This is a genomic window from Streptococcus suis S735, assembly GCF_000294495.1.
GTDB classification, from domain to species: domain Bacteria; phylum Bacillota; class Bacilli; order Lactobacillales; family Streptococcaceae; genus Streptococcus; species Streptococcus suis.
This window is the reverse complement of sequence record NC_018526.1, coordinates 559,639-586,346: the sequence shown is the minus strand read 5'-3', so window position 1 is coordinate 586,346 and position 26,708 is coordinate 559,639. Positions and strand designations below refer to the sequence as shown.

23 protein-coding genes and 6 pseudogenes are annotated in these 26,708 nt (G+C 38.1%); 4 read left to right on the top strand and 25 right to left on the bottom strand.

Translation table 11 applies throughout. The features are described 5' to 3' along the window. The first annotated feature begins 38 nt into the window (after positions 1-38). On the top strand, positions 39-584 hold the full coding sequence (locus YYK_RS02930) for an NADPH-dependent FMN reductase (RefSeq protein ID WP_012775026.1): 546 nt from the start codon (positions 39-41) through the stop codon (positions 582-584). A 99-nt stretch (positions 585-683) separates the two neighbouring features. Here the strand turns inward: YYK_RS02930 and glf are convergent, their stop codons facing one another. Further along, complete coding sequence (gene glf / locus YYK_RS02925) at positions 684-1,796, bottom strand: UDP-galactopyranose mutase (RefSeq protein WP_011922747.1); 1,113 nt, start codon at positions 1,794-1,796, stop codon at positions 684-686. A gap of 225 nt (positions 1,797-2,021) precedes the next feature. Between glf and YYK_RS09880 the strand changes: the two are divergent. After that, positions 2,022-2,275 (top strand): annotated as a pseudogene (locus YYK_RS09880) (helix-turn-helix domain-containing protein); the annotation flags it as partial. An 80-nt stretch (positions 2,276-2,355) separates the two neighbouring features. Here the strand turns inward: YYK_RS09880 and rlmD are convergent. The 5 genes from rlmD to aroA all read right to left on the bottom strand — a co-directional run bounded on the left by rlmD (position 2,356) and on the right by aroA (position 7,715). Continuing rightward, positions 2,356-3,714, bottom strand: a complete 1,359-nt coding sequence (gene rlmD / locus YYK_RS02920) for a 23S rRNA (uracil(1939)-C(5))-methyltransferase RlmD (RefSeq protein WP_011922145.1) — start codon at positions 3,712-3,714, stop codon at positions 2,356-2,358. 65 nt (positions 3,715-3,779) lie between these two features. Further along, entirely contained in the window at positions 3,780-5,105 is a 1,326-nt protein-coding gene (locus tag YYK_RS02915) for an LCP family protein (protein WP_011922144.1), read from the bottom strand. Between the two features lie 11 nt (positions 5,106-5,116). After that, positions 5,117-5,944, bottom strand: coding sequence for a prephenate dehydratase (gene pheA / locus YYK_RS02910; protein ID WP_009909609.1), 828 nt, complete (start codon positions 5,942-5,944; stop codon positions 5,117-5,119). Continuing rightward, positions 5,935-6,426 carry a shikimate kinase gene (locus tag YYK_RS02905; RefSeq protein WP_011922141.1) on the bottom strand — a complete coding sequence of 164 codons (492 nt, stop codon included), beginning with the start codon at positions 6,424-6,426 and terminating at the stop codon, positions 5,935-5,937. Before YYK_RS02905 ends, pheA begins: the two co-directional genes overlap by 10 nt. Before the next feature lie 8 nt (positions 6,427-6,434). Then, positions 6,435-7,715, bottom strand: coding sequence for a 3-phosphoshikimate 1-carboxyvinyltransferase (gene aroA, locus YYK_RS02900; RefSeq protein WP_012775025.1), 1,281 nt, complete (start codon positions 7,713-7,715; stop codon positions 6,435-6,437). Between the two features lie 216 nt (positions 7,716-7,931). On the opposite strand from aroA, the gene YYK_RS02895 reads away from it, so the two are divergent. Continuing rightward, on the top strand, positions 7,932-10,289 hold the full coding sequence (locus YYK_RS02895) for a hypothetical protein (protein ID WP_012775024.1): 2,358 nt from the start codon (positions 7,932-7,934) through the stop codon (positions 10,287-10,289). Here the strand turns inward: YYK_RS02895 and YYK_RS10535 are convergent. The 3 genes from YYK_RS10535 to YYK_RS02885 are packed head-to-tail and all read right to left on the bottom strand — an operon-like array spanning position 10,284 to position 11,280. Beyond that, complete coding sequence (locus YYK_RS10535; protein WP_257000678.1) at positions 10,284-10,568, bottom strand: ATP-grasp domain-containing protein; 285 nt, start codon at positions 10,566-10,568, stop codon at positions 10,284-10,286. The two genes, YYK_RS02895 and YYK_RS10535, sit on opposite strands and share 6 nt — an antisense overlap. A 58-nt stretch (positions 10,569-10,626) precedes the next feature. Beyond that, a complete protein-coding gene (locus tag YYK_RS02890) occupies positions 10,627-10,992 on the bottom strand; it encodes a D-alanine--D-alanine ligase (protein ID WP_228381327.1) in 366 nt (121 codons plus the stop codon). 33 nt (positions 10,993-11,025) lie between these two features. After that, the gene (locus tag YYK_RS02885) at positions 11,026-11,280 is read right to left on the bottom strand and encodes a hypothetical protein (RefSeq protein ID WP_014636268.1); all 255 of its coding nucleotides are present in this window, start codon (positions 11,278-11,280) and stop codon (positions 11,026-11,028) included. 94 nt (positions 11,281-11,374) lie between these two features. Here YYK_RS02885 and YYK_RS10450 point away from each other — a divergent pair. After that, positions 11,375-12,288 (top strand): annotated as a pseudogene (locus tag YYK_RS10450) (tyrosine-type recombinase/integrase). 359 nt (positions 12,289-12,647) lie between these two features. On the opposite strand, the pseudogene YYK_RS02865 reads toward YYK_RS10450, so the two are convergent. From YYK_RS02865 to YYK_RS02785, 16 genes and pseudogenes are all read right to left on the bottom strand, one after another. Then, positions 12,648-13,469: pseudogene (locus YYK_RS02865) on the bottom strand (IS30 family transposase); the annotation flags it as partial. 203 nt (positions 13,470-13,672) lie between these two features. Next, positions 13,673-15,005 (bottom strand): annotated as a pseudogene (gene tnpC / locus YYK_RS02860) (IS66 family transposase). Continuing rightward, positions 14,959-15,165, bottom strand: coding sequence for an IS66 family transposase (locus tag YYK_RS02855; protein WP_002936301.1), 207 nt, complete (start codon positions 15,163-15,165; stop codon positions 14,959-14,961). Before YYK_RS02855 ends, tnpC begins: the two are co-directional and overlap by 47 nt. 116 nt (positions 15,166-15,281) lie before the next feature. After that, the gene (tnpB, locus tag YYK_RS02850) at positions 15,282-15,569 is read right to left on the bottom strand and encodes an IS66 family insertion sequence element accessory protein TnpB (protein WP_011922127.1); all 288 of its coding nucleotides are present in this window, start codon (positions 15,567-15,569) and stop codon (positions 15,282-15,284) included. Then, entirely contained in the window at positions 15,550-15,735 is a 186-nt protein-coding gene (locus YYK_RS02845; protein ID WP_014635926.1) for a hypothetical protein, read from the bottom strand. Before YYK_RS02845 ends, tnpB begins: the two co-directional genes overlap by 20 nt. Positions 15,736-15,771: 36 nt before the next feature. After that, positions 15,772-16,619 (bottom strand): IS630 family transposase gene (locus YYK_RS09870; RefSeq protein WP_094122532.1). Its coding sequence is split into 2 segments (ribosomal slippage): positions 15,772-16,316 and positions 16,316-16,619, totalling 849 coding nucleotides; the frame shifts between segments, so codons are not numbered across the junction. 249 nt (positions 16,620-16,868) lie between these two features. Further along, positions 16,869-17,742 (bottom strand): annotated as a pseudogene (locus tag YYK_RS09865) (IS5 family transposase). A gap of 196 nt (positions 17,743-17,938) precedes the next feature. After that, the gene (locus YYK_RS02820) at positions 17,939-19,171 is read right to left on the bottom strand and encodes a cytidylyltransferase domain-containing protein (protein WP_012775023.1); all 1,233 of its coding nucleotides are present in this window, start codon (positions 19,169-19,171) and stop codon (positions 17,939-17,941) included. Positions 19,172-19,179: 8 nt separating this feature from the next. Further along, positions 19,180-19,830 (bottom strand): acetyltransferase, encoded by a 651-nt coding sequence (locus YYK_RS02815; protein WP_011922122.1) that lies wholly within the window; start codon positions 19,828-19,830, stop codon positions 19,180-19,182. After that, positions 19,820-20,953 (bottom strand): UDP-N-acetylglucosamine 2-epimerase, encoded by a 1,134-nt coding sequence (gene neuC, locus YYK_RS02810; RefSeq protein WP_009909585.1) that lies wholly within the window; start codon positions 20,951-20,953, stop codon positions 19,820-19,822. Before neuC ends, YYK_RS02815 begins: the two co-directional genes overlap by 11 nt. An 11-nt stretch (positions 20,954-20,964) precedes the next feature. Beyond that, on the bottom strand, positions 20,965-21,981 hold the full coding sequence (gene neuB / locus YYK_RS02805; RefSeq protein ID WP_002936321.1) for an N-acetylneuraminate synthase: 1,017 nt from the start codon (positions 21,979-21,981) through the stop codon (positions 20,965-20,967). A 522-nt stretch (positions 21,982-22,503) separates the two neighbouring features. Next, complete coding sequence (locus YYK_RS02800) at positions 22,504-23,910, bottom strand: lipopolysaccharide biosynthesis protein (RefSeq protein WP_002936324.1); 1,407 nt, start codon at positions 23,908-23,910, stop codon at positions 22,504-22,506. Between the two features lie 8 nt (positions 23,911-23,918). Then, entirely contained in the window at positions 23,919-24,890 is a 972-nt protein-coding gene (locus YYK_RS02795; RefSeq protein WP_011922741.1) for a glycosyltransferase family 52, read from the bottom strand. Positions 24,891-25,326: 436 nt separating this feature from the next. Beyond that, positions 25,327-25,440, bottom strand: a pseudogene (locus YYK_RS10530) (cytidylyltransferase domain-containing protein); the annotation flags it as partial. 233 nt (positions 25,441-25,673) lie between these two features. Next, a complete protein-coding gene (locus YYK_RS10360; protein WP_226961159.1) occupies positions 25,674-25,913 on the bottom strand; it encodes a hypothetical protein in 240 nt (79 codons plus the stop codon). Positions 25,914-26,381: 468 nt separating this feature from the next. Then, positions 26,382-26,693: a hypothetical protein gene (locus YYK_RS02785; protein ID WP_009909574.1), complete on the bottom strand. Its 312-nt coding sequence runs from the start codon at positions 26,691-26,693 to the stop codon at positions 26,382-26,384. Between the last annotated feature and the right edge of the window lie 15 nt (positions 26,694-26,708).

Here is a 26,708-nt window from a genome sequence, read left to right as displayed (position 1 = left end):
ATATACTAAATTTATGTTTTTATGAAAAGGAGGCCATCATGGCAAACGTATTGTTTTTAGTTGGTTCACTACGTGACGGTTCTTTTAACCATCAAATGGCAAAAAAAGCTGAAGCATTCTTGACTGATAAGGCTCAAGTATCTTACATTGATCTTGCAAAAATTCCCCTATTCAACCAAGACATCGAGACACCTATCCTTCCTGAAATTGCAGAGCTACGTGCACAAGTAGACGCTGCGGATGCTATCTGGATTTTCTCACCAGTATATAACTATGCAATCCCAGGCATCGTAAAAAATGCTCTCGATTGGCTCAGTCGTTCGCTCGATTTATCCAATCCAAAAGGACCATCTATCCTACAAGATAAAATCACAACTGTCTCTGCAGTCGCAAACAGTGGTCACGACCACCTATTCAAAGACTTCCAACACCTTCTTCCATTTATTCGCACTCAGATTGCTGGTGAATTTACAGGTTCAACCATCAATCCAGAAGCATGGGGAACAGGTGTATTGGAGTTATCTGACGAAACTCTAACAAAACTCGAACAACAAGTAGCTGACCTGTTGGCAGCAATTCAATAATAATCAAAAAAAACCAGAATTTCTGGTTTTTTTGATTAACATTTTAAGAGCATTCCGACTTCTGCCAAGAATAATTACTACTTTGATGACTTCTCAAAATCATTCCCCAACTTCATTTCTCACACACTGTAAGGCAGCTCCGATGACTTGGTGCATATCGTAGTAACGATAATGACCAAGACGCCCACCGAATATGACATTCTCTTGTTGTTCTGACAATTTCTTATATGCTGTGTATAGATGGTTATTGCGATTATTGTTGACTGGATAGTATGGCTCATCGCCTCGTTTCCAGGTCTTCGAATACTCACGTGTAATAATGGTTTTCGGTTGTGTACCAAATTCGAAGTGTTTGTGTTCGATGATTCGAGTATATGGTGTCTCGCTATCTGTATAGTTGACAACCGCATTCCCTTGATAGTTTTCCATATCCAACACTTCTGTCTCAAATCGAAGGCTACGGTACTCCAATTCACCAAGTTGGTAATCAAAGAACTCGTCAATCATTCCTGTAAAGACAATCTTTGGATAGGTAGCTAAATAGTCTTCCTTATTGGCAAAGAAATCAACATTTGTCTCCACATCGATATTTTCATGTTCCAACATTTTTTCTACAATCTGCGTGTAACCGCCGATTGGAATACCTTGATAAGTATCGTTAAAGTAGTTATTATCATAAGTCAAACGCACGGGCAAACGACGGATGATGAAGGCTGGTAACTCCGTACATGGTTTTTCCCATTGTTTTTCTGTGTAGGACTTGATCAATTTTTCATAGATGTCTGTACCAACAAGTGAGATGGCTTGCTCTTCCAAGTTTTCAGGCGTTTTACCACCCAACACAGCTCGTTGCTCTGCAATCTTCGCTCCTGCTTCAGCAGGTGTCACCACGCCCCACAGTTTATTGAAAGTATTCATGTTGAAGGGAAGATTGTAAATCTCACCTTTGTAGTTGGCGACTGGTGTGTTTGTATAGCTGTTGAACTCCGCAAACTGATTCACATAATCCCAAATTTCTTTTTCAGAAGTATGGAAAATATGTGCGCCATATTCATGGACTTGAATACCTTCTACTTCTTTTGTATAGATGTTACCCGCAATGTGGTCTCGTTTTTCGATAACCTTTATTTTTTTACCCTTTTTAGCTGCCTCATGAGCAAAGACCGCTCCGAACAGACCCGCTCCGACAACTAGATAATCGTATTTTTTCATATTGTTTTTACATTTAACTTTCTAAGGAAGTCATTTCTCCAAATCTTTTACTAGACTATCATTAATACCATCGTCTCATAACTAATAAAGAATGAGTTGTGATAATCTCTTCCCTAAAACCTTTCACTTAAAGCTTGCAATATCCAATATTATAACAGACAATACAACCTTCATCAAGTTTAGCAATAGACTTGTTCGGTAACTCAAAGGCGGTATACTAAAGGTATGGAAACAACATACGAAAAAGTCTTAAAATTAAACTCAGAGAATTTCAAATTGTTGATAGGTGTAAAAAAGCGACGTTTCATCTGATGCTTGATTGTCTCACTGACGCTTATCAAGAGCAACACCGAAAAGGAGGACGCCCACGCCGTCTAAGTATGGAAGAGCAGCTTATCATGACCTTGCGCTACTTACGCTATTACCCGACTCAACGCTTGTTGGCATTTGATTTTGGTGTAGGTGTGGCAACTGTCAACATGATGCGTATTTGAGAGTTCAAAGGTCCTGGGGTCCTTTGAAGCTGCTTGCCAAAAAACAGGAGAGCATACTGGACAATCTAATTGCGTTTTTCTAATAATCCCACAACTTCTATGTGATGCGTATTTGGAAATAAATCAGCCGGCTGTACCTTCGTCAATTTGTACCCCAATTCCTCATAAAGTTTAATATCACGCGCCATGGTTGCCACATTACAAGAGATATAGACGATTTTCTCTGGTTTTACAGAAGTACTTGCTTTGATAAAACTTTCTGTCAAACCTTTTCGTGGTGGGTCGACAAAAATCACAGTTGGTTTGACTCCATCTGCCACCCATTTTTGCATAGCGGATTCAGCGCTATCACAGACATAAGTAACATTATCAATCCCATTTCGAGCAGCATTCTTCTGACTATCAAGGACAGCCTTTTCAACGACTTCTACACCGTAAACATGCTTAACTTGTTTTGCAAAGGAGAGACCAATTGTCCCAATACCTGAATAGGCATCAATCACGACATCATCTGCCGACAATTCTGCAAAATCAATGGCGGTCTGATAGAGTTTTTCAGCCATTTCTGTGTTGACTTGATAGAAAGACGGTGCAGAAATTTCAAATTCATTGCCCAACATGGTATCTGCAATAGTTTCACTGCCATGCAAAAGACGGAATTCTTGACCGAATATAGCATTGGTATTCTGGTCATTAATATTCTGAACGATAGAAACAAGATTTGGAAATTGGCTTGTCAAACGCTCAATAAGGGTTTCAACACGGAAAATCTTCGGACGAGTCGTAACTAAAACTAGCATCAACTGACCTGAATAATGACCACGACGAACAACAATATTTCTCACAAGTCCTGTCTGTTCTTTCTCATCGTAAGGCTTCAAGTCTAATTTTCTCAAGAGGTCACGTGTCGCTAGAACCAAGGCATCAATTTCCTTGTGTTGAATGTAAAAATCCTCAATCGGAACTAAATCATGTGAATTTTTTCGGAAGAATCCTGTTTCTAACTGCCCATTCACACGACGAACTGGAACAGCTGCCTTATTACGATAAGCAAGAGGACTGTCCATTCCCAACGTATCTGCTACTGCTATTTCTGAAATGCCTGCAATCTTACGTAGACTATTCTCAACTTGTTTTTTCTTAAAAGCTAGTTGGGCTGGATAAGTGAGATGCCCCAAGTCAGCAATACCTGTTCTTAGATAGGTAAAATCCAAGTCCTGATTACGGTCTTGTGAGAAGCTCTGCCATTGCTCCACCTTACCAAAACCAATATTTTTCTTAAGTTTTAAGATGCGCATGGAAATTTTCTCGCCTGGAAGAGCATTGTCTACAAAGAAGACAAAACCATCAATTTTTGCCACACCCTGCCCCTCATGTGTCAAATCTACAACTTCTACTTCGACAATATCGTTTTTCTTTAACATAATTCTACTTTCTATTTTTGGACCACTAAAAAGTGACCGAAGTCACTTCTAGTATACCATATTTCTTAACGCAGGCCTAACTCAGCCAAGCGCTGCTGGTATTTTTCAAAATCAACACGAAGAGCCATACCACCATACATATCATAGTCGTCAATCCAGTCTCCATTTTCTGGGATTGTAACACGTTCGATACCATTTGCCGCATCCAATAGAAGGCCTGGTCCCTGTAGCCACATAAAGCTTTGCGGTACTGTTGTCGGAGTCATGGCCACAACCTTACCTATAGCTTCGGAGCCAGAGAATAGTTTCATTGGATTTTTAGCCTGTGTCATAACAGCAGATAGCACTTCCTGTTGACGTCTCGTACGACCAAAATCACCTTCATCATCCGAACGATAGCGCGCGTAGTTAAGCAAGGTCTTACCATCCATCTGCTGTACACCGACCTGAATCGTTTGATAAGCAGGAGCATTTTCTTCCAGCTGTAAATCATTCGGCACTTCTACTGAGCTAACGACTTCACCATTAATAGTTGAAAACTGTGCATCAATCGTTACGCCCTCAGGGAAAAGTGTATCAATCGTTGTCGCAAAGGTTGCAAAATCCACCATCGCATAGTACTTGATATCAATGTCAAAACTATTCTTCAACGCCTTCCGAACTTCTTCAGCCCCTTGCTGATTATCCTGTTCTCCCAAAGTATAGGCAGTATTGAGTTTATATTCATATCCCTCAATATCCACCAAGGTATCCCGCATAAAGCTAACAAGTTTGACTTTGTTATCCGTGTTATTCACATTTAGAACCATGATGGTATCCGTTCGAGTTTCACCTGAGCTTTCGCCAACACGACCGTCTGTTCCCAAAATTAAAATATTTGTCCCATTCGATGTATCTACGCCGTTGAAGACCTCAGCTACTGGCTTCTCACTCACGCTATTCATACCTTTGAAAAAACTATAGCCCATCGCTACAATCACTAGCGCTATAGCAAGCAATACGAAACCAATAAAGCGCTTGAAACCACCCTTTTTACGAGCTTTTTTAGGTTTAGGTACTTTCGCTTTGGGACCGATACGAGGAGACTGAAACCGTTGAGGTTTGGCTTGTCTTGTTTTTCTGGATTTACGTTCAGGATAGCGAGGCAACAGTTCCTCTTGCTCATCATCCTCTTCAAAATAATCTTCCTCGAAGTAGTCATCTTCATAAGCCGTTGGTGTGAAGCTACGTAGAGATTGCCTTGGACTTCCATGCCGTTCTCTCAGCTCTTTTTTATATAATAGATAATCCAACTCGCGACTTTCTTTGTCATTTAAGTAGTGGATATTTTTTTGCAAATAATCTAACCTCAATTGTTCATGATGGGTTAGGATATTATTGTTTTTATTCATCTGTCTTCATCCTAGCTGGTCATATAGACCAGGTAATTCCCTAGTACTTTATAGGTTATATCTAAACTAGTCAATTCTTTTTGAGAATAGGTTAATAATTCCTCAGACTGATTGTCAAGATCCAGTATGAAAAAATACTCACCCAAAGCCGTTTTCAGGGGTCGGCTTTCTATTTTTGTTAAGCTGATTCCTCTCCATGAGAAAACAGACATGGCCTTATACAAGGCTCCTGGCAGGTTATCTGGCAATGTCAGTGCAAGACTGACTTTTTTAGCTACTTGTTCCAGGGCAATAGACGGAGCCTTATCCCCCAAAATCCAAAAGCGTGTAAAATTCTCGCTGATTTCCTGGATGTCTTGCGCAATTACTTCCAGTCCATATTCAACTGCTGCCGCTTGCGGAGCAATTGCCGCAAATGGTTGTTCAGGGTGTTCTGCCACAAAGCGAGCAGCATAGGCTGTACTAACTGTTATTTCAATACGAGCCTGAGGAAAATGTTCCTGAATATATTTCTTCCCCTGAGCAATTGCCTGCGGATGAGAATAGATAACCTCTACAGCCTTATCGGCACTCGTGGCTAACAGTTGTTGGGCAATCGGTTGAACAATCTCTGCAACCGCATGAATCTCCGCCTGATGAAAGAGGTAGTCAATCGTTTCATGAACACTACCTTCAATCGAGTTTTCTACTGGAATAACGGAATAGGTAACTTCCCCCGTTTCGTAGGCCTTGATAACCTCTGTAATCGTCTCAAAAGCCTGCAAATCCGCAGTCGGAAAGACCTGCTGGGCCACTTGATGTGTAAAAGAACCACGAGGTCCTAGATAGGCTACTTGCATAAAATTTTCCTTGCTACTTGTTCTGGAATCAGTTTATCTGTATCGATTACAGTATCGGCTAAACCTTGATAAAGTGCCATTCGTTCACGATAGAGGGCTTCAAACTCTTCCTTACTACACTGTAAAAAGAGAGGTCTTTGCGACTGTCTATCCTTACGAATTCTCTGATAGGAAACTTCAAAGGAGGCAGTAAGAAGTACATTGTCCTCCCTATTTGCCAACAGCAATTCCCTGTTTACTTCAGATTTAATCACACCACCACCAGTTGATACGATACAATTACTAGGTAAGTCCAGCAATCCTTTCAGTACCTCTGTCTCCAGTTGTCTAAACGAAGCCTCTCCTTCAAGACTGAAATAGTCAGCAATAGGCATACCAATCCGTTCTTCAATGATATGGTCCATATCGTAAACGGGGAGATTTAACAAATGTGCTGTTGTTGTTTTTCCAACTCCCATAAATCCAAGTAAAACGATTGGCATACGTTCTCCTAATCCATCAAACTATTTAAGTGTTCAAAGAAGGCAGGATAGCTAGTATTGATAGCTTCTGCTCTTTCCAATACAACTTCTCCATCTTTGGCCAACAAGGCGGCAATGGCAGTCATCATACCGATACGGTGGTCACCAAATGTATTGATTTCAGCACCATGTAAAGCAGTTGGTCCGTGAATAATCATACCATCTTCTGTTGGTTCAATAGTTGCTCCCATACTATTTAGAGCATCTGCAACAACCTGAATACGATCCGTTTCTTTAACTTTCAACTCCTCAGCATCACGAATAATCGTTGTTCCATGTGCTTGAGTCGCTAGTAAGGTAATAATCGGCAACTCATCAATCAACCGAGGAATCAATTCGCCTGCAATCTCCGTAGCCTTCAATTCCGACGTTTCAACTGTAATGGTAGCAGATTTTGCAAGTTCATCTATGTTAGAAAGAGTCATTTTACCACCCATAGCTTTAATGACATCTAAAATACCAGTCCGAGTTTCATTGATTCCCACATTTTCAAGGACAATTTTTGAACCTGGTATGATTAAGCCAGCAACCAACCAAAAAGCAGCACTTGAAATATCTCCTGGAACTGTAATCTCTTGGGCAATAAACTCCTGACCACCTTGGATGCGGATTTCCTTGCCATTGACTTCTAACTGTCCACCAAACTGGACAATCATATCTTCTGTATGGTTTCGAGTCAACTCTTTTTCTACGATGACCGACTCTCCCTCAGCCTGCAAGGCAGCAAAAATCAGAGCTGATTTTACTTGAGCAGAGGCTACAGGGAGTTGGTAGCGAATTGGTTTTAAATTCTTATTCCCTTTGATGGTCAACGGAGGTAGGTCACGTTCAGTTTGTCCAGAAATCTCTACTCCCATTTGACTGAGTGGAATAGTTACTCGGTCCATAGGACGTTTGGATAAGGAATCATCACCAAACATAGTCGCCTCAAAGTCTTGACCTGCTAAAACGCCTGAAATCAAACGAATCGAGGTTCCAGAATTTCCCATATCCAAATCATTTTTGGGGGCTTGAAGACCATCAAAGCCAACACCGTGTACTTCAACAATATCACCATTGTCTTCAATTTTTACACCCAAATCACGAAAGACCTGCATGGTTGACAAGACATCTTCCCCACGTAAAATATTGTGGAAACGGGTAACACCTTTTGCAAGGGAACCAAAAATAATAGAACGATGACTGATTGATTTATCACCTGGGACACGAATCGTTCCCTTTAGTTTTTCTACGCTTCTTCTTAATTTCATATCCTTACCTCAAACTAGTATCACTTTCATTTTATCATATTTATAAAATATTTTCTGATTTTTATGACAATTACTTGTGAAAAATCAATCTCCATTACATTTTTGAAACAAAAAACTAAAAATATTTACTATAAAAATTTTAATAAAATCTATAAAACAAATGTAGATTATGGTATGCTAATGATAATAAATTGTTATCGGTAGGAAAGTTTAATTATGTCTCATTGGAATCAATTTTTAACAGAAATTACTTATTCAATTATTCAAGCACATACAGATCAAAAGTCACTTTCACTATATATCCCGTTCGAAGATTCTTTATCAAAATCCTTAGCATTTGATACAATATCACAGGAACTATTGGAAAGCGAAATTGACGGGAATGGTACAGTATTGTATAGTGATTTCGGAGATAACAATATTACAGACGAGTATAAACTTTCATTTGCAGAAAAATTTTTCAAGCCTATTTCAGTATCTGTTAATAACTCGATACAAGGATTTGGAACAGCTGGTCTGTCATTAAAATATGATTCAACTGAGATAGAGAAGAAAATACTAAATAATAGCAACAATTACAGATTAATATTTCTAATCCAACATTGGGAGTGGCTAGGGAGTGAACTAAAATTATTTTTTATACGCCTTCTCAATAATATCTCCCATTATGAAAAGCAATATAATAAATCGATTATTATTGTAATTGGAGGCTCGGAGTTAAAAAATAATGATATTAGATTTTCAAAAAACTTTGATGTTCATCATTTTGAATTAAACGATTTAAAAGATACTTTAGGTAATATTATACAAACTTCAAACATCTCTGATAACTTAGAGGATACACTGTATCCTCTAACAAAGGGAAACTTGGAAAAAATTTATAATTTTATTTTACTATCACAGAATAATTCTAAGATTGAAAAGTTATTAGATGATTTGTTAAATACGATTGAAATAGACTTTAGAAAGAATAAAATTGAAATTGATTTCATTTATCAGCTATCAGTCCTTCCTGAATATTTCAACCCGTATGATGCCGAAGAATACTTTAATTTAAAAACTTTTCAAATTGAAAAAGCTATTGATATCTTAAAAAAATTACTAGTCTTGATTCCTGTAAAAAATAGAACAAATTTTTATAGTCTGATATTGATTATGAAAGATAAGCTTCTTTTAACGGTTGAAAAAGGACAAAAAGAAATCTATAGACGGTACTATCATTATCTATGCGGAAAGGAGCCATTTAATTACAGATTAAAGATAGAAATCTTATCAAGACTTAAAGAGAGTCAAGAATATTTATTATCACTATACTTACTCTGGTATGAATATTTATTAAATCAAAACGAGATACTAGAAAGCGAAAAAAAGAGTTTATATAAACTTGAATTTCTCACTGAAGAGACTAAATCAATATTTTTTAAATGTATCAAATACAAATATACAAATGGTACTAACTCTCTTTATAATGAAATTTTACCCGAAAATTCATTATTATCTTCGATATTATTAAAGAATGATATTAACTTTCAAGGAAATACATCACAAGATTTTTCTTTTCATTCACTTTGTGATACACTTTACGAAAATATATTAGCTGAAAGCGCCAAAGATGTTATTGTTGAGCCTATTCACTATCTTTCATGTATTTACATGCTATTACCTCATTTAATAGATAAACTTAATATAGATAAACTTAATGAAATTGATAAATTCCAAGTTTTAAATGAAAATATTGTCAAAAAATTTTATACAACAAAAGATATTGAGCAAAATGCACAATATCTTGAAAATATATATTTAAGAAAAAGTTTTTTATACAAGGATAATGATAGATCAATCAATGATGCCAATAAAGCTTTAAAATTTTTTAACGATGTCGATGATGAAATTGAACAGTATTATACACTTGGTAGTCTTCTAGGATTATTACTTGTTTCTTCCAACTATGAGCGAGCAAATCAGGTGAAACAAGAAATAGAAACACTATCAGATAAACACAATCTCCCACTATACTGGAAATCTAAAAATAATTTTGTTGTACTGGACTTTCTTTCAGGTATGGAAGGAGATTTTGATTATTGGAAATCTCGGTTTGAAAGCATTCTTACTGAATATGAGTTAAATGATGTGAGTAAACACTTAATGTATACAAATTTATGTGCAATTTCTCTATATTATTCTAAAACAAAAGGGTACAGAAGCTATAAAACGATACTTGAAGAATTGATGGATGTTGAGGACTTAGCCGACCTTGAAGATACCTCAATAGATGATTTTTATCGTTATTATTTTGGATGGTTTGAATTTTGCTTGTTGTTACTAGAGAGTAAGCATCGACAAGCAAAAAATAAATACAATCAATTAAAAGATTTCTCACCTATTATTTTCAATTCAAATAAAAAATTATTAATTGAAAAACATCGTCGCTATAAAAAGATTTTCGAATCAAATATAAAAACAGGAAAGGAATTTTCTGAATTTCTATCACAATCCAAGTTTGCTTCAAGAGAATGGAATTACTTTCGAAGAGGCCTTATGCTAACTGATATACAGTATACTAGTGCATTATAAACTACTTAATATTACTAGTTTATGAAGATCAGTCATTGTAAGTCCATATTGCTCAAAGTTAAAATTAAATGAACGATGGTCAGTTGTGTAAGGCATTGTTGCAATATCAAAAACAAAATAACTCCCATCTGACTTTATTCTAAAATCAACTCGTCCGTAAGTGGTTATACCTAAGTACTTGGCGAGTTTTTTTGTTGACTCTTTTAATTTTGTACATATTTGTTGATCTTCCAACCATTCAAATGAATAACTATTATTATCAGATAGTTTGCTTGTTATAATTTCTGAAGAAGAGACAATTTTGACTGGATCTAATACAAGATATTTCCCTTTAATATTAAAAAAGGGACTTCAACTTCAATTCCTGAAATACACTCTTGCAACAGAAAATCTTTTTTTCTATATTTTTCCACTCAAAATTATTCATTATTGAATCATTGGAAAGATTAATACTTGCAGATTCCGAAATTTCTTTTCTAATATATTTTTGAGCTTCAAAAGGCTCACCTAATACCTCGCCATCTTTTATACAAACAGTTTTGGGTGTTGGAATATTAAAGTAATCTGCAATAGCTCCCCAAATAAATTTATTACGACATAATGAAACTGTTAGTGCATTTGAACCTGTATAATTAATGCTAAAGTAATCGCAAAAAGAGGGAATCAGCGATTTTTTTCCTTCTTTTCGACCGTCTCTAGCCAAATTATAAACTAACAAAGTTTCTTTTGATAAGCGCTAATAGTATTTTAATATATACTCCACGAAATCTATTTCAGTATAAAAAATGTTCAAACATAAACCAGTTTTTAACAGTGCTGAAGCTATTTCCTCAAATTCTGATAGCGAAAAAAATTCACGACCAGATGCATGTTCAATTGTATAATAAGACATTTTTTTAGTTTGTTTTTGTAAATTAGCAACTAAAAATAAATTGGTCTTAGAGCACTCTTTATCAAAATTTTGTAAATAATACTGTAGCAATTGCTTCATAAGATCTCCTACCGATAACAATTTATTATCATTAGTAAATTGATAAATTATCGTATATAATAGCTTTATTACGACATATTAAGGAGATTATATTATGAATTACGACACTATCCAGAGATATCTTGACTTTTGTGCTATTCAAAGACGACTTAGTTCTCATACTATCCAAGCATACAAATCCAATTTACATTAGTATTATAGCTTTAGAACCAATGATATTAGGTCCTATCTTACTTTTCTCAACCAACATATAAAAAAGACTAGCACATTAAAACGTAAGATTGCTAGTCTTAAATCATACTATAAATTTCTGGAAGAAGAAAAACTAATTTCAAAAAATCCCTTCCATCAGCTTCGACTCCACTACAAGGAAGAGAAAAAGCTTCCTAAAACGATTTCCTTGAAAGATTTACAAAAAATATATTGTTTCGCCCACCAACAAATAGAAAATTCTAAAAATAAGCATTCTAATCGGAAAGCTATGCGAAATCTACTCCTTATCTCGCTACTTTTATCAACTGGTCTACGCATCTCTGAATTATGTAATTTAAAACTTGATAATATCAATTTGGAAAATAGAACCATTCAAATACTCGGAAAAGGAAAGAAAGTGCGACTACTCTATATTGGAAACGATAAAACACTTTCGTTACTTGAAGACTATATAGCGCATCATTGTAGTCATTCTAGTTATCTATTTACCAGTGTGAAAACGATGATCATCTTAAAGAACAAAGTGTGCGCTTAAGTCTGAAAAATATTTCTCACTCGCTACAACTGAAAAAACATATCACTCCACATATGTTTCGACATAGTTTTGCAACTATGTTGCTTGATAATGGCGTCGATATTCGACAAATACAACATTTACTGGGCCACAGTAACATCAATGTAACACAAATCTACACTCATGTCTCTCAAAGCAAGCAGGTAGAAATTCTAAGTGAGCATAATCCTCTTAACCAAATCACACCACTACTTCCCGCAAACCAAGTAGACTTGACCTAAATCACTGAGTCGGATGGTCATAAAATAGTACCTTATCTAAGATTGTTTCTAATGTTTCTTGGTTGATAGAGTGAAAGAATGTGACTTCCACTTTTCCGAGACGAATTTTCATCAGAATATCATTTCTGCCTTTCTTCTCAAAGCGGCGAGATTGGGGAACAGTCAATGGGACGATGGGGTGTGATACTCATTTAAAATCAAAAATAGCCAACTACCACTCAAAGTGGATATGGACCGTTTCGATTTTGTTATTTTTTTAGAAGAAAACAGCTGCTTGAAATCCACAATCCTCAACTCAAACTTATAAATTAAGGTTTCAAATGTTATAAGTAGCTTAGACCCCAAATTTCAAGTTGAAATTAGCCACCCATAAGAAATTCACTCGGCGACTTGTAGTCCAAGCATTTTTTAGGGTAGTTGTTGATCCAATGTTCGATAAAAGCGACTTCTTTTGGAGTCGTTTTCTTGGTTCCTTTAGGTAACCATCTCCGAATCAATCGATTGTGATTTTCATTCGTTCCCCTCTCCCATGAAGAATAGGGATGCGCATAGTAGATATACTCCTCAGGAAACACTTCAGCCAGACGACTAAATTCTGTACCATTATCTACAGTTATAGACAGGATACGATGTTCCCTCAAGATTCCCTCCAGTGCCTGATTGACCGATTCGGCGGTTTTGTTTGGAATTAATCGTATGATTTGGTGCCTGCTTCGTCGGTCGGTTAAGACTAAGAGGCAATGATTTTTCCCTCTGGTTAGTAGAACTGTATCAATTTCATAATGACCGTTTTCCAAGCGAAGATTAATAACGTCAGGACGTTCTTCGATAGATTTTCCTGCTGGTTTAAAGTTAGGACTAGCTTGCTTCTTGACCCTTTTCCCTTTTCTAGGGTAAAGCATATCTGCTTTCGTCAATCCTAAATGGCCATGATGAAACCAATAGTAAATGGTTGAAATACCCACTTTCATTTTCTTCTTCTTAACCATCATTTCAGGAGAAAATTTTTGCTTAGTATAGTGTAAAATTTTCTCTTTCAATTCTTTCGTTAGGATTATCTTTTTTACCGATCGTTTTCGATTAGTTCGGTATACCGTTTGTGCATAGTCAGCAGAATAGACTTTTTTGTACAGCCCTTTTCGCACTTGTTGTAAAGTTGTCCCACGTTTGACTTCATTATAGAACTTTCATAAGTAGCTTAGACTTGCTATCTTTGATTTTTATTGATACTCTTCGAAAATCAAAATTATCCGTTGTCAACTTGCCTTGATGAACTCCAACTCCAGTTCTATCTTCGGCTTCGTTTCCTAGGCTACTTTGTAACCGCCCAATAATAAGGTATATTGAAAAGGCTCCAAAGTCCTGTTGACTCTGGAACCTTTTTCTATTTACATGCTCTCTTAATTTTCTTCTCCCATGGCAAATAAGCCTCTAGAACTTCTTTTTTAGCGAGTGTTTCCTCGTTAGGTAGATTGTCTAGAAGATAGGTCATATATTTCTCTGTATCAAGTTCGTGCCTCTTGGCCGTTTCCAAAAGACTCAAAATGATAGCTGTCGACTTGGCTCCCTCAAAACTTTGGGAGAACAACCAATTTTTTCTGCCCATCACCAAGGTCTTCATAGCCCTTTCAGCCATGTTGTTAGACAGGACCAAGTCACCATCCGAGAGAACGGTTCGGAAGGTGGTTTCGTATTTGAGGCTATACTCCAAAGCAGTACCCAATTTGGAGCCTGGCAAAACAGATTGCTCACGACACCAGTCAAAGAACTCGTCCATCAAGGGAGCCAGCGTTTATGCAGTCGCTCCTCGCTAGACAAGTCAGCCCAGTCAACTCTCCAAGGCAAACAGGCGGTCGCAATAGGCTAAGCCCTTGGGCTCCTAAAGAAGTCTTGTCTGTCTTCTTAGGAGTCGCCTCAAAGAACTTTCGTTTGACGGGAGCCCAACAACCAACCAGCTGAGCCTTGTCTAATTGACGATAAGCACTCCACATGTCACAATGTACGTAGCCCGCATAGTCCCCAAGAACCTCCTCCACAACCAAGCCACTCCGTCGTTTGTCATGATGATAGAGGGTAATTCCATTTTCCTCATGTTTCCCAGACAAGAAGGTCAACTGACCATCATTTTCTAAGACCTTGTAGGCGGTCTCATCCGCATGGAGAATAGGCTGCTCCAACAATTTCTCGTGCAACAGGTTGTAAATCGGCTCGAAATAATACTGACTAGACTTGATATGCCAGTTGGCTATTTCCTTCCGACTGATGGGCAGGCCAAGCTTATGCCAATCCTCTTCCTGACGGTAATTTGGCACCTTCAAATTGAACTTCTGATGAATGGTGTGAGCGATGATAGAGGCTGAACCCAAGCTGTGTGCCAAAGGTGCCTTAGGAACGGGAGCCTTGATAATCTTATCGCTCAGATTCTTCTGGCTACATGCCTGATACTTGTATGCGTGTTGAACATGGTCAATCCGCTTTAATTGTGCAGGAATGAAGACCAACTCTTGTCGTTGAACAGCTGAGCCAATCTCTTTCAACTGACCATGACAGTCTGGACAAGTGCAGTCTTCGCCCTGCAATTCGTGATGCACTATCTCTGGAGTGAACTGACTAAAAATAGCCTGACGAACTCCCTTAGTTTTCTTGCGTTTATAAGTGATGATCTCTGTTTCAACTGGGTAAGTCAGCTTCTTCTTCAGGGAGGCTTTCCTCCCCAAACAAGCTCAGCTGACCGGGTTGATACACAACTTTCTCTGATGATTTTCCGTAGAGTTTCTGTCTCAGATAGTCAACCTGTTCTCGAAGGAGGGTTAGCTCATTGGTAAGTTGTTCAATCGTTGAGGTCTGTTGTTTAATAATTGCCAACAACTCATCCATACGCTCGCTCCTCCTTCTTTTTATCTCATTATACACAAAGAAAAGCCATGATTTCAATAGAAATCACGACTTTTTGAAACATTTATTTTTGGAATGATAGAAAATCCTTTCATGAGCTAATCTACTTGTTCGGAAGTTAGAGCCTTGACTTCTTCTTCATTGTTTGACCAGGCCAATTTCCCATTTTCAAAACGTTTATACAATAACCAAAATCCCTGTTCATCCCAGTAAAGAGCTTTGAATCGGTCTTTTCGACCTCCGCAGAAGAGATAGACCTGACCTGAAAAGGGATCCAGATTAAATTGACTTTTGACAAGATAGGCGAGAGAGTCAATCCCCTGACGCATATCCGTTTTCCCACAGACCAAGAAGACTTGACCTAAATCACTGAGTCGGATGGTCATAATGCAGTACCTTATCCAAGATTGTTTCCATTACTTCAGGGTTGATAGATTGGAAGAATGTGACTTCCGTTTTTCCGAGACGAATTTTCATCAGAATATCGTTTCTGCTTTTCTTTTCAAAGCGGCGAGATTGGGGAATAGTCAATGGGACGACGGGCTGTGACATAATGAATCCTCCAGTTTGTTTTTTATAACAGTATAGTCAACTGAAACAAGAGCAGGACGAAAGTGCCTCAAGAAAAGTATCGCAATTTGGCAATACTCTTCTGAGGTGTTTTTTGATGTGAGCCCATATTTTCTCAATGGGATTATATTCCGGTGAGTAAGGAGGAAGTGGTAAAAGTCTATGTCCCTGCTCCTCGCATAAATCTTTTAGCTTACTCATCCTATGAAACTTTGCATTGTCCATAATGATAACAGATGGTTTACCTAAAGTGGGTAGTAAGAATGTTTTGAACCAAGCTTCGAAAAAGCCACTCGTCATAGTATCTTTGTATGTCATCGGGGCTATAAGCGCACCATTTATGAGACCTGCTACTAAAGATATCCGCTGGTATCTTCTTCCAGAGACCTTACCTTTTATCAACTGACCTTTCAAAGAGCGACCATATTTTCGATGAAAATATGTCTCAAACCCTGTCTCGTCAATATAAACAGGAGTCAAGTGGCTTAAGTTATTCAATTCTTTAAGGAACAGTTCTACTTTTTCAGGGTCTTGTTCATAGTAGGTACAGCTCTTTTTTTTCGAGTATATCCCATAGCTTTGAGGGCGTAATGAATAGCTGTTGGATGACAGTCAAATTCAGAAGCTATTTCAGTCAAATAAGCATCTGGATGAGTTTCAAGATAATTCTTTAATTTATCTCTATCCACTTTTCTTGGCTTGGTTCCTTTAACTTGGTGATGAAGCTCGCCGGTTTTCTCTTTTAATTTTAGCCATTGATAGATAGTGTTACGTGAAACTTGGAAAATAGCTGATGCTTCAGTAATACTGCCGGTTTTCTCACAGTATGCGAGAACTTTTTTACGAAAATCTAATGAATATGCCATAAATACATTATATCATAAATGTACTGTTTTTGTTTCATTTAACTATATAATGGAGGAATGTGTGATTGGATAGATACCTTGTTATTAGGCGGTTACGCTTTAAACATCAAAAATGAGAGAACGAATTTCGTCCTCTCTAGGTGTTAGCTTTTCGTCTACCCACTACAGTTGACAAAGAGCCGTTTTTTTATTGTGAGAAACTAGTTTTTGCCCAGCCTCTTTTTGCTTATTTTCCTATTTTTGGGCGCACTAAGCCCACGATGGTAATCCCAGTCGTTTGATTTGCTCAAAACGACAGATATTGTAGAGCAGGTTGGTTAAGGTCACATTGGTTTCAGCTCGTGCCTTCCCAATTGCTCGACAGATGTTACCTTTCATGTTAGTTTCAATGAAGCCAAAACCATGCTCAACGCGACAACGGACTTTGGTAATATGTCGATTAATGACCTTATCAGTCTCAGTCAACGGTTTATTTCTAAAAGCACGACGAATCGTGTGGTGGCGACAACCTTCTGGTACTGATTTTCCAACATAAGCACTGTCATCAAAAACCGCTTCATTGGCATCACAAAGAGGAGCTAGGACATTGGAGTCGTGTACACTAGCTGTTGTGACCTCATAATTTTCGATAAGTTTTGATTTTCTGATTGTCCTCACGTGAATTGCGTTGTTTAGGGCATTCGACAAAGGTAGCATCCACAATCTGACCTGAATGGGCAATCACCCCTTCATCTGTGAGATGGGCATAGAACAAATCGAACAACTCCTTTTCACGACCTGACTTGGTTAATTTCTCACGATAGAGCCAGATAGTTTTCGCATCGGGAACAGTGTCTTCATGACAACCAACAAAACGACGAAAAGATATACGATCCAGCAGTTGATATTCCATGGCATCGTCAGATAGGTTATGAAGACGTTGAAGCAAGAGCGCTTTGAACATCATGAGATAGTCTAGGTGAGGACGACCGCCACGACTGATGACTTTATCTTTACGACTGAATAACTCTGACAACAATGGAAGAAAGATATTCCAATCCATAACGGCATCCAAACGTTCTAAGGGATTGCCTTTCTCTGATAGTTTTGACAAGATTTTTTCATCGTCTGTGAATAAATGCATGACAGCTCTCCTCATTACTTTTTATTCTATTATCTCATTTTTGGGAAATTTAGGGAGTTTTTAGAGGTCCCCTTATATAATTAAACAACTAAATGGTTGTCAATTCTCAAGGCTAGCATCCTCTACAGATGTTATTCCTTGGCTCTAAAACACATACCAACATAGTCTAGCCACTGAAATAGCTTCTATCACCAAATTATCTTGTCAAACTTGTCAAAATCAGCTGATTCACACGCTCTTGTCCAATCTGATTGAAATGCAATCCATCATTGGTATACTGATAGTCAAGCATCGCCTCTTTTTCAACAACTTCATTTAGATCAATCACTGAAATACCCAGTTCACTTGCTGACTGAACAATAACGTCATTCAGCTGCACAATTTCTTCATTTGAAACGCTATCACGAAACAGCGTGTAGGCAATCGTCGTCACAAAAACCTGCTCTGCTTTGGAAACAAGACTTTCCATCAGCTGGCGAATAGTATCCTCAATCATATGCAAGGGATAGTCAGTAATCAAATCATTCACACCAAGAGAAAGCAAAACTTTCTTTATCGGAGTAGCCAAAAAGAGACCTTGGTTTTCAAGTGCTGTCGAAGCTGTCATCCCACCGATGCTGATATTATCGAAACCATCCAGTAACAAGGCTAACAGACGACTATCGCCAATCACAAGACTATCATGGACTCGTTGCTCACATAAACGCTTTAACTCTCTTTTATAAAATGGTTTGTTTTGTTGCTCACGACGCTGGTAATCAAAGTAAATTCGACCAATAACACCAGTAAAATCAAAGTGATCATCTACATCAATCGAATCTTCCTTCGTCATCACATAGGCCGCTGTTTTTTCAGAAAAATAAGTTTTATCCGCTAAATAAGCCTGCTTAGAAGAAATATAAATCGCTCCATTAGGATAGTAGAGTGTTTTCTCATCTTGACGACGATAACTGCCACCTAATCCTGCAATATCCTTAGCGAATCCGTTTTCGTCTAAAGTTGAAAACAATGTTGGAGACTTATCGACTTTGGTAAAGCTAACAACGTGGTCAGCTTGACCTTTCCCATATAACTCCATCGCCTCCTTGACATGTTTTCCCGATCTTAATGGGGACGTAACTTGCAGGAGAACAAATACTTGGTCATCAGAAAAATCTTGTAAAAAATGTTCGTTCAGTTGAAAAGAGGTTGTAAAATCTGTCGCCAAGTCAGCTGGACGCATGAGGACTTGAACCCCAGTTGTTTCACAAATTTCCTTGTAAACCTCTGAATCAGTACTGACATATATATTTTCTTTCTTAAAACATCCAGACTCAATCGCAGCTCGAATGGTATGGAAAATCATCGGTACACCATCTAAAAATAACATGTTTTTATTTGGTAAACCTTTTGATCCTGACCGAGCAGGAATCAGACAAATTGGTTCCATCAATTCACCTATTTAATCTTTCTAGCAGGTACACCAACATAGGTCCCTGACTCCGTCAACGATTTCAAAACAACTGTCCCTGCCCCCAATGTTGTATAAGGTGCAATCTCGATACATTGAATCACTGTTGAACCACTTCCAATATAAGTGCCTTCTCCGATACGGCACAAGCCATTTATGGTCACTCCTGGAGTAATGTTACAATGGGCCTCCACCGTGGTATGATGTTCCACAATGGCACCCGTATTGATGATACAATTGTCATAGACATAGGAATCGGCTCCTACAAAACTTGAAAAACCTATGAAAACCCCTCGTCCCTTGATACTATCTGGGGAAAAAATATTGGCTTGCTCGCTAATGATGTTGAACAAAGCATCATAATGATCTTTGGCAAGCAAGTCAAAGATTTCCTTGCGCTTGACATTGTCACCTATAGTGACGAAGACAGCATCTACTTTTCCATCATCCAAATAGGTTAGGACATCTTGCAAGGGACCAAATACAGGATAGCCACGATAGTCACTGATCGGTTTATCTTCAAAATATCCAATGAGTTCATATCGACTTCTATCCAACCAAGGAAGGACACCATCTGAAAAGGTACCCGCTCCTAGAAAGGCTACTTTTTTCATCAAACTTTCTCCCCTATCTATCATAAAACTCTTTCATGGTTGAGGCCTGTACAGATAAAAATTCCTTGATAGCTCGATAACCTTGTAAAGCAGAATCAGGTTGTTCAAATGGATTGGTAAAATCTATCACATCACGTAATTGCCCCAAACCACCAACAATCGCTTCCTTAGAAGTTCCAACATGTACCACACTCGGTCCTGACAAACGTCCAAATTGGCGATTTCCAATATTTAAGGTCGGAACCTGTAATGAGGGCACTTCAATCAAACCTGACGAAGAATTCCCTATTAAACCTTGTGAATGCTTGACCAAGGAATGGTAATAACGAGTTGGAAGCGAAGTAAAGATGTAAGAATCAGAGTCTTGTTTTACAAATTCATGCATCAATTCCATTATCTTATCGGCATGTGTATCCGAATTGGATCCAATTATCAAACACTGGCTACCATCTTCTTTTAGAGCATCTAATAAGGCCTGCGTTTGTTCTTCGGCTGTGTTATCCTCCAAGGTAACAGGGTGAAAGAGTACAACATAGTAATCCTCGGCAAAATCAATTCCAAGTTCCATCGCCAACTCTTCTCTTGTCAAAAAGTCTTGTTTTAAAACATTTTCAACACCCATAGCTCCGATGTTCAGTACATGGTTGGGATTTTCTCCTAGTTGAATGACACGATTTCTAAATTCATCCGTTGATGTCAGATGAAGGTGACTCATCTTGGTAATGGCATGGCGAATCGACTCATCAAAATTTCCCATGGTTTTTTCACCACCATGAATATGGCAAATAGGAATATTATAAAGCAACGCAGCATTGGCAACTGGTAGCATCTCATAGCGATCCCCCAGAATCAACACCAAGTCATACTGGACTTCTTCAAAAAGAACCGTGAGTTGCTCTGTCAAGGTCGCTAAAGATTTGACGATTGTCTGCTTAGACGTATCCGTCAAATGCAATGGAATCCGCTTGACAATCCTACGCTTGTCCGCTTCGATGTCTTTGACCGTCATCCCATATTTTTCTTCTAGATGCATGGCTGTCACTACAAGATCCAGCTCCATTTCTGGATCATCCTGTAGATAGCTCAATAAGCGACGCATAATCCCATATTCGGCACGAGAGCCTGTCACAAAACAAATTTTTTTCATCCTTACTCCGCTTACATTTGATTTTCAAAAGCACTATGGCAAATATTTTGGTCTTCCTCAAAATCCTGCTCACTCACCTGCCCCAAGACTTTGTACCATTCCATTGGCGAAATTCCATTTCCTGGTCTTTTGACAGTGATGTTTTCTTCTGTAAAGACTTCGCCTTTAGCAATTGCTTTTTTGGCAACAATAGATTTTCTAGCTACAATTTTATTTCGTACTTCAACTTCTTCTGGCTCTTTTTCAAATTTACCAAGAGATTGTTCCACTATCCTCACTCCTTTTACCAAGGCTGCTAAGATATCAGGAGTAGCACTCGCTTTATGATCTGGTCCTTCCATTTCATTGTCCAGAGTAAAGTGCTTTTCAATCAATTCAGCTCCCATTGCTGCAGCAGCGATGGGTACTTCTGAACCAACACTATGGTCTGAATAGCCAATTGTTAAGTTTGGAAATTCTTTTTTCAAGGTATGCAAGACATTCAAATTCAAAGCAGGGTAAGGGGTTGGATACTCGGTTGTACAATGCAAAATCGAAATATCGGTCGTTCCATTTTCCTGCAAAATCTTCACCGCTTGATGAATTTCATCCATAACAGCCATACCAGTTGAAAGAATAACTTTCTTAGCTTGACGACCAATTTTTTCCAAATAGGGAAGATTGGTAATCTCACCAGATGGAATCTTATAAACGGGCATATCTGTGCTAATCAAGAAGTCCAATGATTCCTCATCAAAAGGTGTCGAAAACACATCAACTCCCTTTTCAAGACAGTAATCACGCAAATCAAGATACTCTTCAAAGCTCAATTCCAAACGACGAGTCATTTCGAGCTGAGAATCTGACTCTCCTGTTGTAATTTTTTGGTATTCTGCCTTTGGTGCGTATTTTGAAATCAACAAATCTGCCTTAAATGTCTGAAATTTAACGGCATCCACACCACAATCAACGGCAACTTCTACCATTTTCCGTGCTAGATGAACATCACCGTTGTGATTACAACCAATTTCTGCAATAATATAAACCATTTTATTTCCTTTCTAAAAATGACTGTAAATCGCTCCCATAAAGTCTTGAGGGAGCAGCTTGGTTTTCCTTAAGTAGTAAAAGAACACTAATAAAGATCGCTACTTCACTTCTGATAGCCGATTAGAAAAAATAGCCCTAGATTTCTTTCGAATAGTCTCAGGGCTTGTTGCTTCTAAAGCCTGCTTCTTCACACGATCTTCAATAGATTGGTGGAAGTTTAATCTGCTTTTCTACCCAATTTTTAGGGAGATTTACCTCATGACTTCTGGCATAAGCAGAGGCGCATACGTCCTTTAAGAAACATTCCCTTCTTTATACTTGATTATAGCACAATTTTCATGGTAGAGAATACTTGAACTTTGGGTAGATGGCAGTGATGGTCAATTCTTATGAGCACCTCTCATTTGGGACGTTTTTATATGGGGACCTCTAAAAACTAATTTTCTAAAATTTAAAATGTTTGATTTAACAAGGCTTTCGTAACTCCAAATTCGCAATTTTGGGAGTTTATAGAGGTGCCCTTATTTAGACCGTTTTTCCCTGAATGTATTGAGGGCAACTGTTAATTCCTTTCTAAAAATGTAGGCATAAACGACTAGAACCGCTATTCCTAGTGACCAACGAATCCAGATTGAACCGACAAATACTGTCATCAAGCCTGTATAGACGACAACAAGAGCAATTACCTTAACAAATGTTGAAATCGCAACTTCATCGTAAGCATACTTTTTCTTAGCAACAAAATAATGCAAGACTAGCAACAACAGATAGGAAGCAGTCGTTGCCAAAGCAGCACCATAAATTCCTATCGTCGGTATCAAAACAAAGTTGACTGAAATATTTAGTACACCTGCTATAAAAGTACCAATTGGCAAAAACTTTGTATTTCCACTATAAAACTGGATATTGGCTGGAAAACTATAAAGAAATACAAAGAACACCCCGACAATAATCATGGGAATAAATCCCATACTGAAACGATACTCAGATCCACCTAACAACATCGCTAATTCAGGGTAAATTGTTAGAAATCCAAAAGTCACAAACAGGCCAATCGCCAGATAGTAACGGACATAACTGAGCAAATCTTTATCTGCACCTCTCTTTTTCTCAAAATACCACGGACACCATACCGTATTCAAGCTCGAAAACACAATTTGTAAGATAGACGCAAGTGTGTAGCCGAAACTGTATAGGGCTACATCTGACAGTGTTAGCATCTTGCCGAGCATGATTCTGTCAAATTGATTGAGTACATTATGACCTAATCCATGAAAAATAAGAGGAATCGATATACTTAAACCATACCGAAGATAGTCCTTTCGAAAATGAAGCCCAATCTTCTTATAGAAAAACAACAAGGACACACAAGCAAAAACACCAGTCGTTGCCGAGTTTGCCATTACACGAGCGATGAAATCATTCTCCATCGAAAAGATGAGAAATAAAGATAAAGCAGTGTTGATAACAGCGCTCAGTACCGATAGGAGTAAAGTCCACATGGACTGCTGCCGCTGCACTAAATAGGTCGTAAAAAATCCTTGCACAACACTCATAAAACTTTGCAAAAAGATAAGCGGAACGACCCAATCAGGCAAACCAAATAGGAGCGATAGGGGCTGACTGAGGAGAAAAGATAGCCCAAAAATTGGTAAAAAGAAAGCGATAGAAGAGACCATCAAGGTGGATACGAAATCATCAAATTTCTCGCGGAAGTGTACCCATCCCGGGCCAAAAGCCCCACCTAACTGTAGACCGATAAAGAGACCAACTAGCCCCACCCACGAATTATACAAGCTAAACTGCCCATATACTTCCTGAGAAATGACACGAGTATAGATGGGGAGGGTAATGAAGGCTAATCCCTGAACGAGGATGGTTCCAATCGTATAGACGAGACCTGAGACAACTATTGATTTTTTAGACATGAATCCTCCTATTCTATCCCCTCACGCAAAATATCATTTTTTGAAAGAAGAGGAAAAGTGTCCTTTAAATACACTTTCTCTTCAAAACAATTTAAAAAATCTAAAGCAGACGAACTATAGGTCATACCGATATCAAAACGGATACTACCTGCCATTTCGAACAACTCAAACGGAATACCTTGAGGCAGAAGCACCACAGCCTTACCCAGAAATGAATAATCAACCCCATCTCGTGGGTGCGGTTTTATGTAGATTGTATAGTCTTCCCGATAAGGGGCAAGACCTGCTACATAAATCTCCAACAACTCCTCTTCGGTCACATGATAATCCCAAGACAAGGGCTGGGTCAATAATAGCAATCGTTTTTGAGAAGACTCTTCATCCGCTACTATCGCCCTTGCTCCAAATATCTGCAGCAGCGCTTGCACCTTCTCTGGCGATGCTTGATCAAATAATTGCTTTCTCGGAACTTCTACAAAGGGTTTATAAGCCTCGTCAAATTGTACGAGCGACAGATCATTGACCTCAATGGATTGACAATAGAGACTTGAACCAATCAAATATGTTGGTTTAAAATACCATTGATAAAAGAGTCTTTTCCAGACAGATGATTGAATTGACTCCAAATCGCACACTCTTTTATCCTTGAAAAAATTATAACCATCCTCCAAAAGAGAATAGGGAATCCGATGTTTATTTAAAAAATGACCGACTTGACGGTGATCTTGAAAAATGATCACCTCGTCATAGCTCTGTAACAAGGAAAGGCGTTCTTTTGTTTTTGATCTAGCTATCAAAGAATATAGATCAAATGAACGCTCCGTCTCCTCGATTAGATGAACATGCTGCTGCAGTTGCTCCCTGACATCTGGAAAATGCCCGATGATATCAACGGACATCAAACTATCTCTCTCAACGTCCATCTTTAACAAGGAAATCAGGATCTGATACATCGTATGGCAAATATAAATTCGTCTCAATTTTTCTCCTTCTACATACAGACTTTAAGGATAAGTAACCCCTTTTTATAACCCCTGTACAGCTTCGATAATGTACTGATTCACTCTTTCTTGCCCTTCATCATTGAAATGCAAAACATTTTCTGAGTCCCCCTGTAAGTACATATTCATGGCTTCTTTTATCTGTTCGCCAGTCCGTAACGGTGAGGTGACTTGCAGAAGAACAAATATACAATCTTCATAAAATCCAGATTCGTAAAAAAGTGCGTACTGACTTCATTCGATGGAGTATGATAAGTAGATAGTTCTTTGGGTCTTAACAATACATTGATGCCTCTTGTCTCGCAAATCCCCTTGGGGACCTCTAAAAACTAATTTTCTAAAATTTAAGATGTTGATTTAACAAGGCTTTCGTAACTCCAAATTCGCAATTTTGGGAATTTATAGAGGTGCCCCCCTTATACATTTCTGAATCCGTACTGACATAGATGTCTTCTTTCTCAAAACAACCTGATTCAATTGCCACATCAATCGTGTGAAAAATCATGGGTTTCCCGTCCAAAAATAGCATGTTTTTATTCGGTAAGCCTTTCGAACCAGATCGTGCTGGGATTAAACAAACAGTTCTCTTAAAAATTCTCCTTGTTCAGTTAATAAATATAGCTTTGAAAATAAAGGGGGATACTGGGGTTTAGAAACAGATACCACTCCTCTCTCGTCAACCTATTTGAATTTCTTTGTCGGAATATTAACATGCGAATCTGCTAATAAACGAAATGGCATCTGCTAATCTGAAATGAGTCATTATCGTTTTCCACGTACTCTCATAAACAGATCCACTTTGTAGAAAATATAGCCACCAAACAGGCAAATTAGAAAGGTAAACAAGCCGTTCCACAAATTCAACGAAGATACCTTAAATTGCACTGCTAAAAATGGTGCGACTACTGAAAAATACAGCATCTGGGTCAAGTAGATATGATAAGAAGCAACTCCCAATTTTGACAACAGTATTGCTGGAATCTTCTGTCCATACTTTATCATAAAAAATAGCATAGCATACGCAAATGGGACGCATAGAAAGGAAGTAGACTTCCAACCATAAAACCAGGAGAAGGGCTCTATAGAATGATTCACAAAAATCAGAATTGCTCCAATAATCCCAAATAGGGTCGCAATGAAAGTATCTACCTTGGAACGCACATCCTGCTTTGAAAGAAAAAACCAAGCCCTAGAACAAAAAGATAACGAAGTGATATTAGTCTATATATATATGCCGTGTTCAGCCATGTTAGCAAATATGGCATCCACTGAAAAGTTTACTAAAAAACAAGTAAGCAAGCCCAACCATTTATTTTTCTCGAAAAGAACATACAAAATTGGTAATAAAAAAACTACCTGAATCAACAACGGAACATAGTAACTCCCAACTCCCTGGACCCGATTCTCCAGAAAGTAGCCACAGGACAAATGAACGGAGCGATGAAGAACCTGAAAAAGGCTTTACTCCTATCAGATGGTTCTCGAATAGCTCAATAAAACATTAACAGCCATCACGATAGCATAGAGACAAAGCATGTTTATACTTTCTTTTATACCACTGCTGAACTTGAGCTTTAGCGTCTCTTGTTTTGTATTCCACTTATTCGTTCGAAAATAGGCAGAAAGCAACAGAAAAATTGGAACAGCCATGTCAACGAAATACGGAAAGATAAACCATTGACGCTGCTCAACAGACCAATCCAGATGTGTAAAAATAACACAAAGTACCATGATACATTTAATCGTATCAAAGAGTGCTATTCTACTATTTGTTGGATTCATTTTAATCCCCTTTTC

What these genes read in the sequence shown, in the direction of transcription:
- YYK_RS02930 (WP_012775026.1), top strand. Translation starts at nt 39, where the DNA reads ATGGCAAACGTATTGTTTTTAGTTGGTTCACTACGTGACGGTTCTTTT.
- glf (WP_011922747.1), bottom strand. Translation starts at nt 1,796, where the DNA reads ATGAAAAAATACGATTATCTAGTTGTCGGAGCGGGTCTGTTCGGAGCG.
- rlmD (WP_011922145.1), bottom strand. Translation starts at nt 3,714, where the DNA reads ATGTTAAAGAAAAACGATATTGTCGAAGTAGAAGTTGTAGATTTGACA.
- YYK_RS02915 (WP_011922144.1), bottom strand. Translation starts at nt 5,105, where the DNA reads ATGAATAAAAACAATAATATCCTAACCCATCATGAACAATTGAGGTTA.
- pheA (WP_009909609.1), bottom strand. Translation starts at nt 5,944, where the DNA reads ATGCAAGTAGCCTATCTAGGACCTCGTGGTTCTTTTACACATCAAGTG.
- YYK_RS02905 (WP_011922141.1), bottom strand. Translation starts at nt 6,426, where the DNA reads ATGCCAATCGTTTTACTTGGATTTATGGGAGTTGGAAAAACAACAACA.
- aroA (WP_012775025.1), bottom strand. Translation starts at nt 7,715, where the DNA reads ATGAAATTAAGAAGAAGCGTAGAAAAACTAAAGGGAACGATTCGTGTC.
- YYK_RS02895 (WP_012775024.1), top strand. Translation starts at nt 7,932, where the DNA reads ATGTCTCATTGGAATCAATTTTTAACAGAAATTACTTATTCAATTATT.
- YYK_RS02885 (WP_014636268.1), bottom strand. Translation starts at nt 11,280, where the DNA reads ATGAAGCAATTGCTACAGTATTATTTACAAAATTTTGATAAAGAGTGC.
- YYK_RS02855 (WP_002936301.1), bottom strand. Translation starts at nt 15,165, where the DNA reads ATGGATGAGTTGTTGGCAATTATTAAACAACAGACCTCAACGATTGAA.
- tnpB (WP_011922127.1), bottom strand. Translation starts at nt 15,569, where the DNA reads ATGACCATCCGACTCAGTGATTTAGGTCAAGTCTTCTTGGTCTGTGGG.
- YYK_RS02845 (WP_014635926.1), bottom strand. Translation starts at nt 15,735, where the DNA reads ATGTCACAGCCCGTCGTCCCATTGACTATTCCCCAATCTCGCCGCTTT.
- YYK_RS02820 (WP_012775023.1), bottom strand. Translation starts at nt 19,171, where the DNA reads ATGGAACCAATTTGTCTGATTCCTGCTCGGTCAGGATCAAAAGGTTTA.
- YYK_RS02815 (WP_011922122.1), bottom strand. Translation starts at nt 19,830, where the DNA reads ATGATAGATAGGGGAGAAAGTTTGATGAAAAAAGTAGCCTTTCTAGGA.
- neuC (WP_009909585.1), bottom strand. Translation starts at nt 20,953, where the DNA reads ATGAAAAAAATTTGTTTTGTGACAGGCTCTCGTGCCGAATATGGGATT.
- neuB (WP_002936321.1), bottom strand. Translation starts at nt 21,981, where the DNA reads ATGGTTTATATTATTGCAGAAATTGGTTGTAATCACAACGGTGATGTT.
- YYK_RS02800 (WP_002936324.1), bottom strand. Translation starts at nt 23,910, where the DNA reads ATGTCTAAAAAATCAATAGTTGTCTCAGGTCTCGTCTATACGATTGGA.
- YYK_RS10360 (WP_226961159.1), bottom strand. Translation starts at nt 25,913, where the DNA reads ATGATAAAGTATGGACAGAAGATTCCAGCAATACTGTTGTCAAAATTG.
- YYK_RS02785 (WP_009909574.1), bottom strand. Translation starts at nt 26,693, where the DNA reads ATGAATCCAACAAATAGTAGAATAGCACTCTTTGATACGATTAAATGT.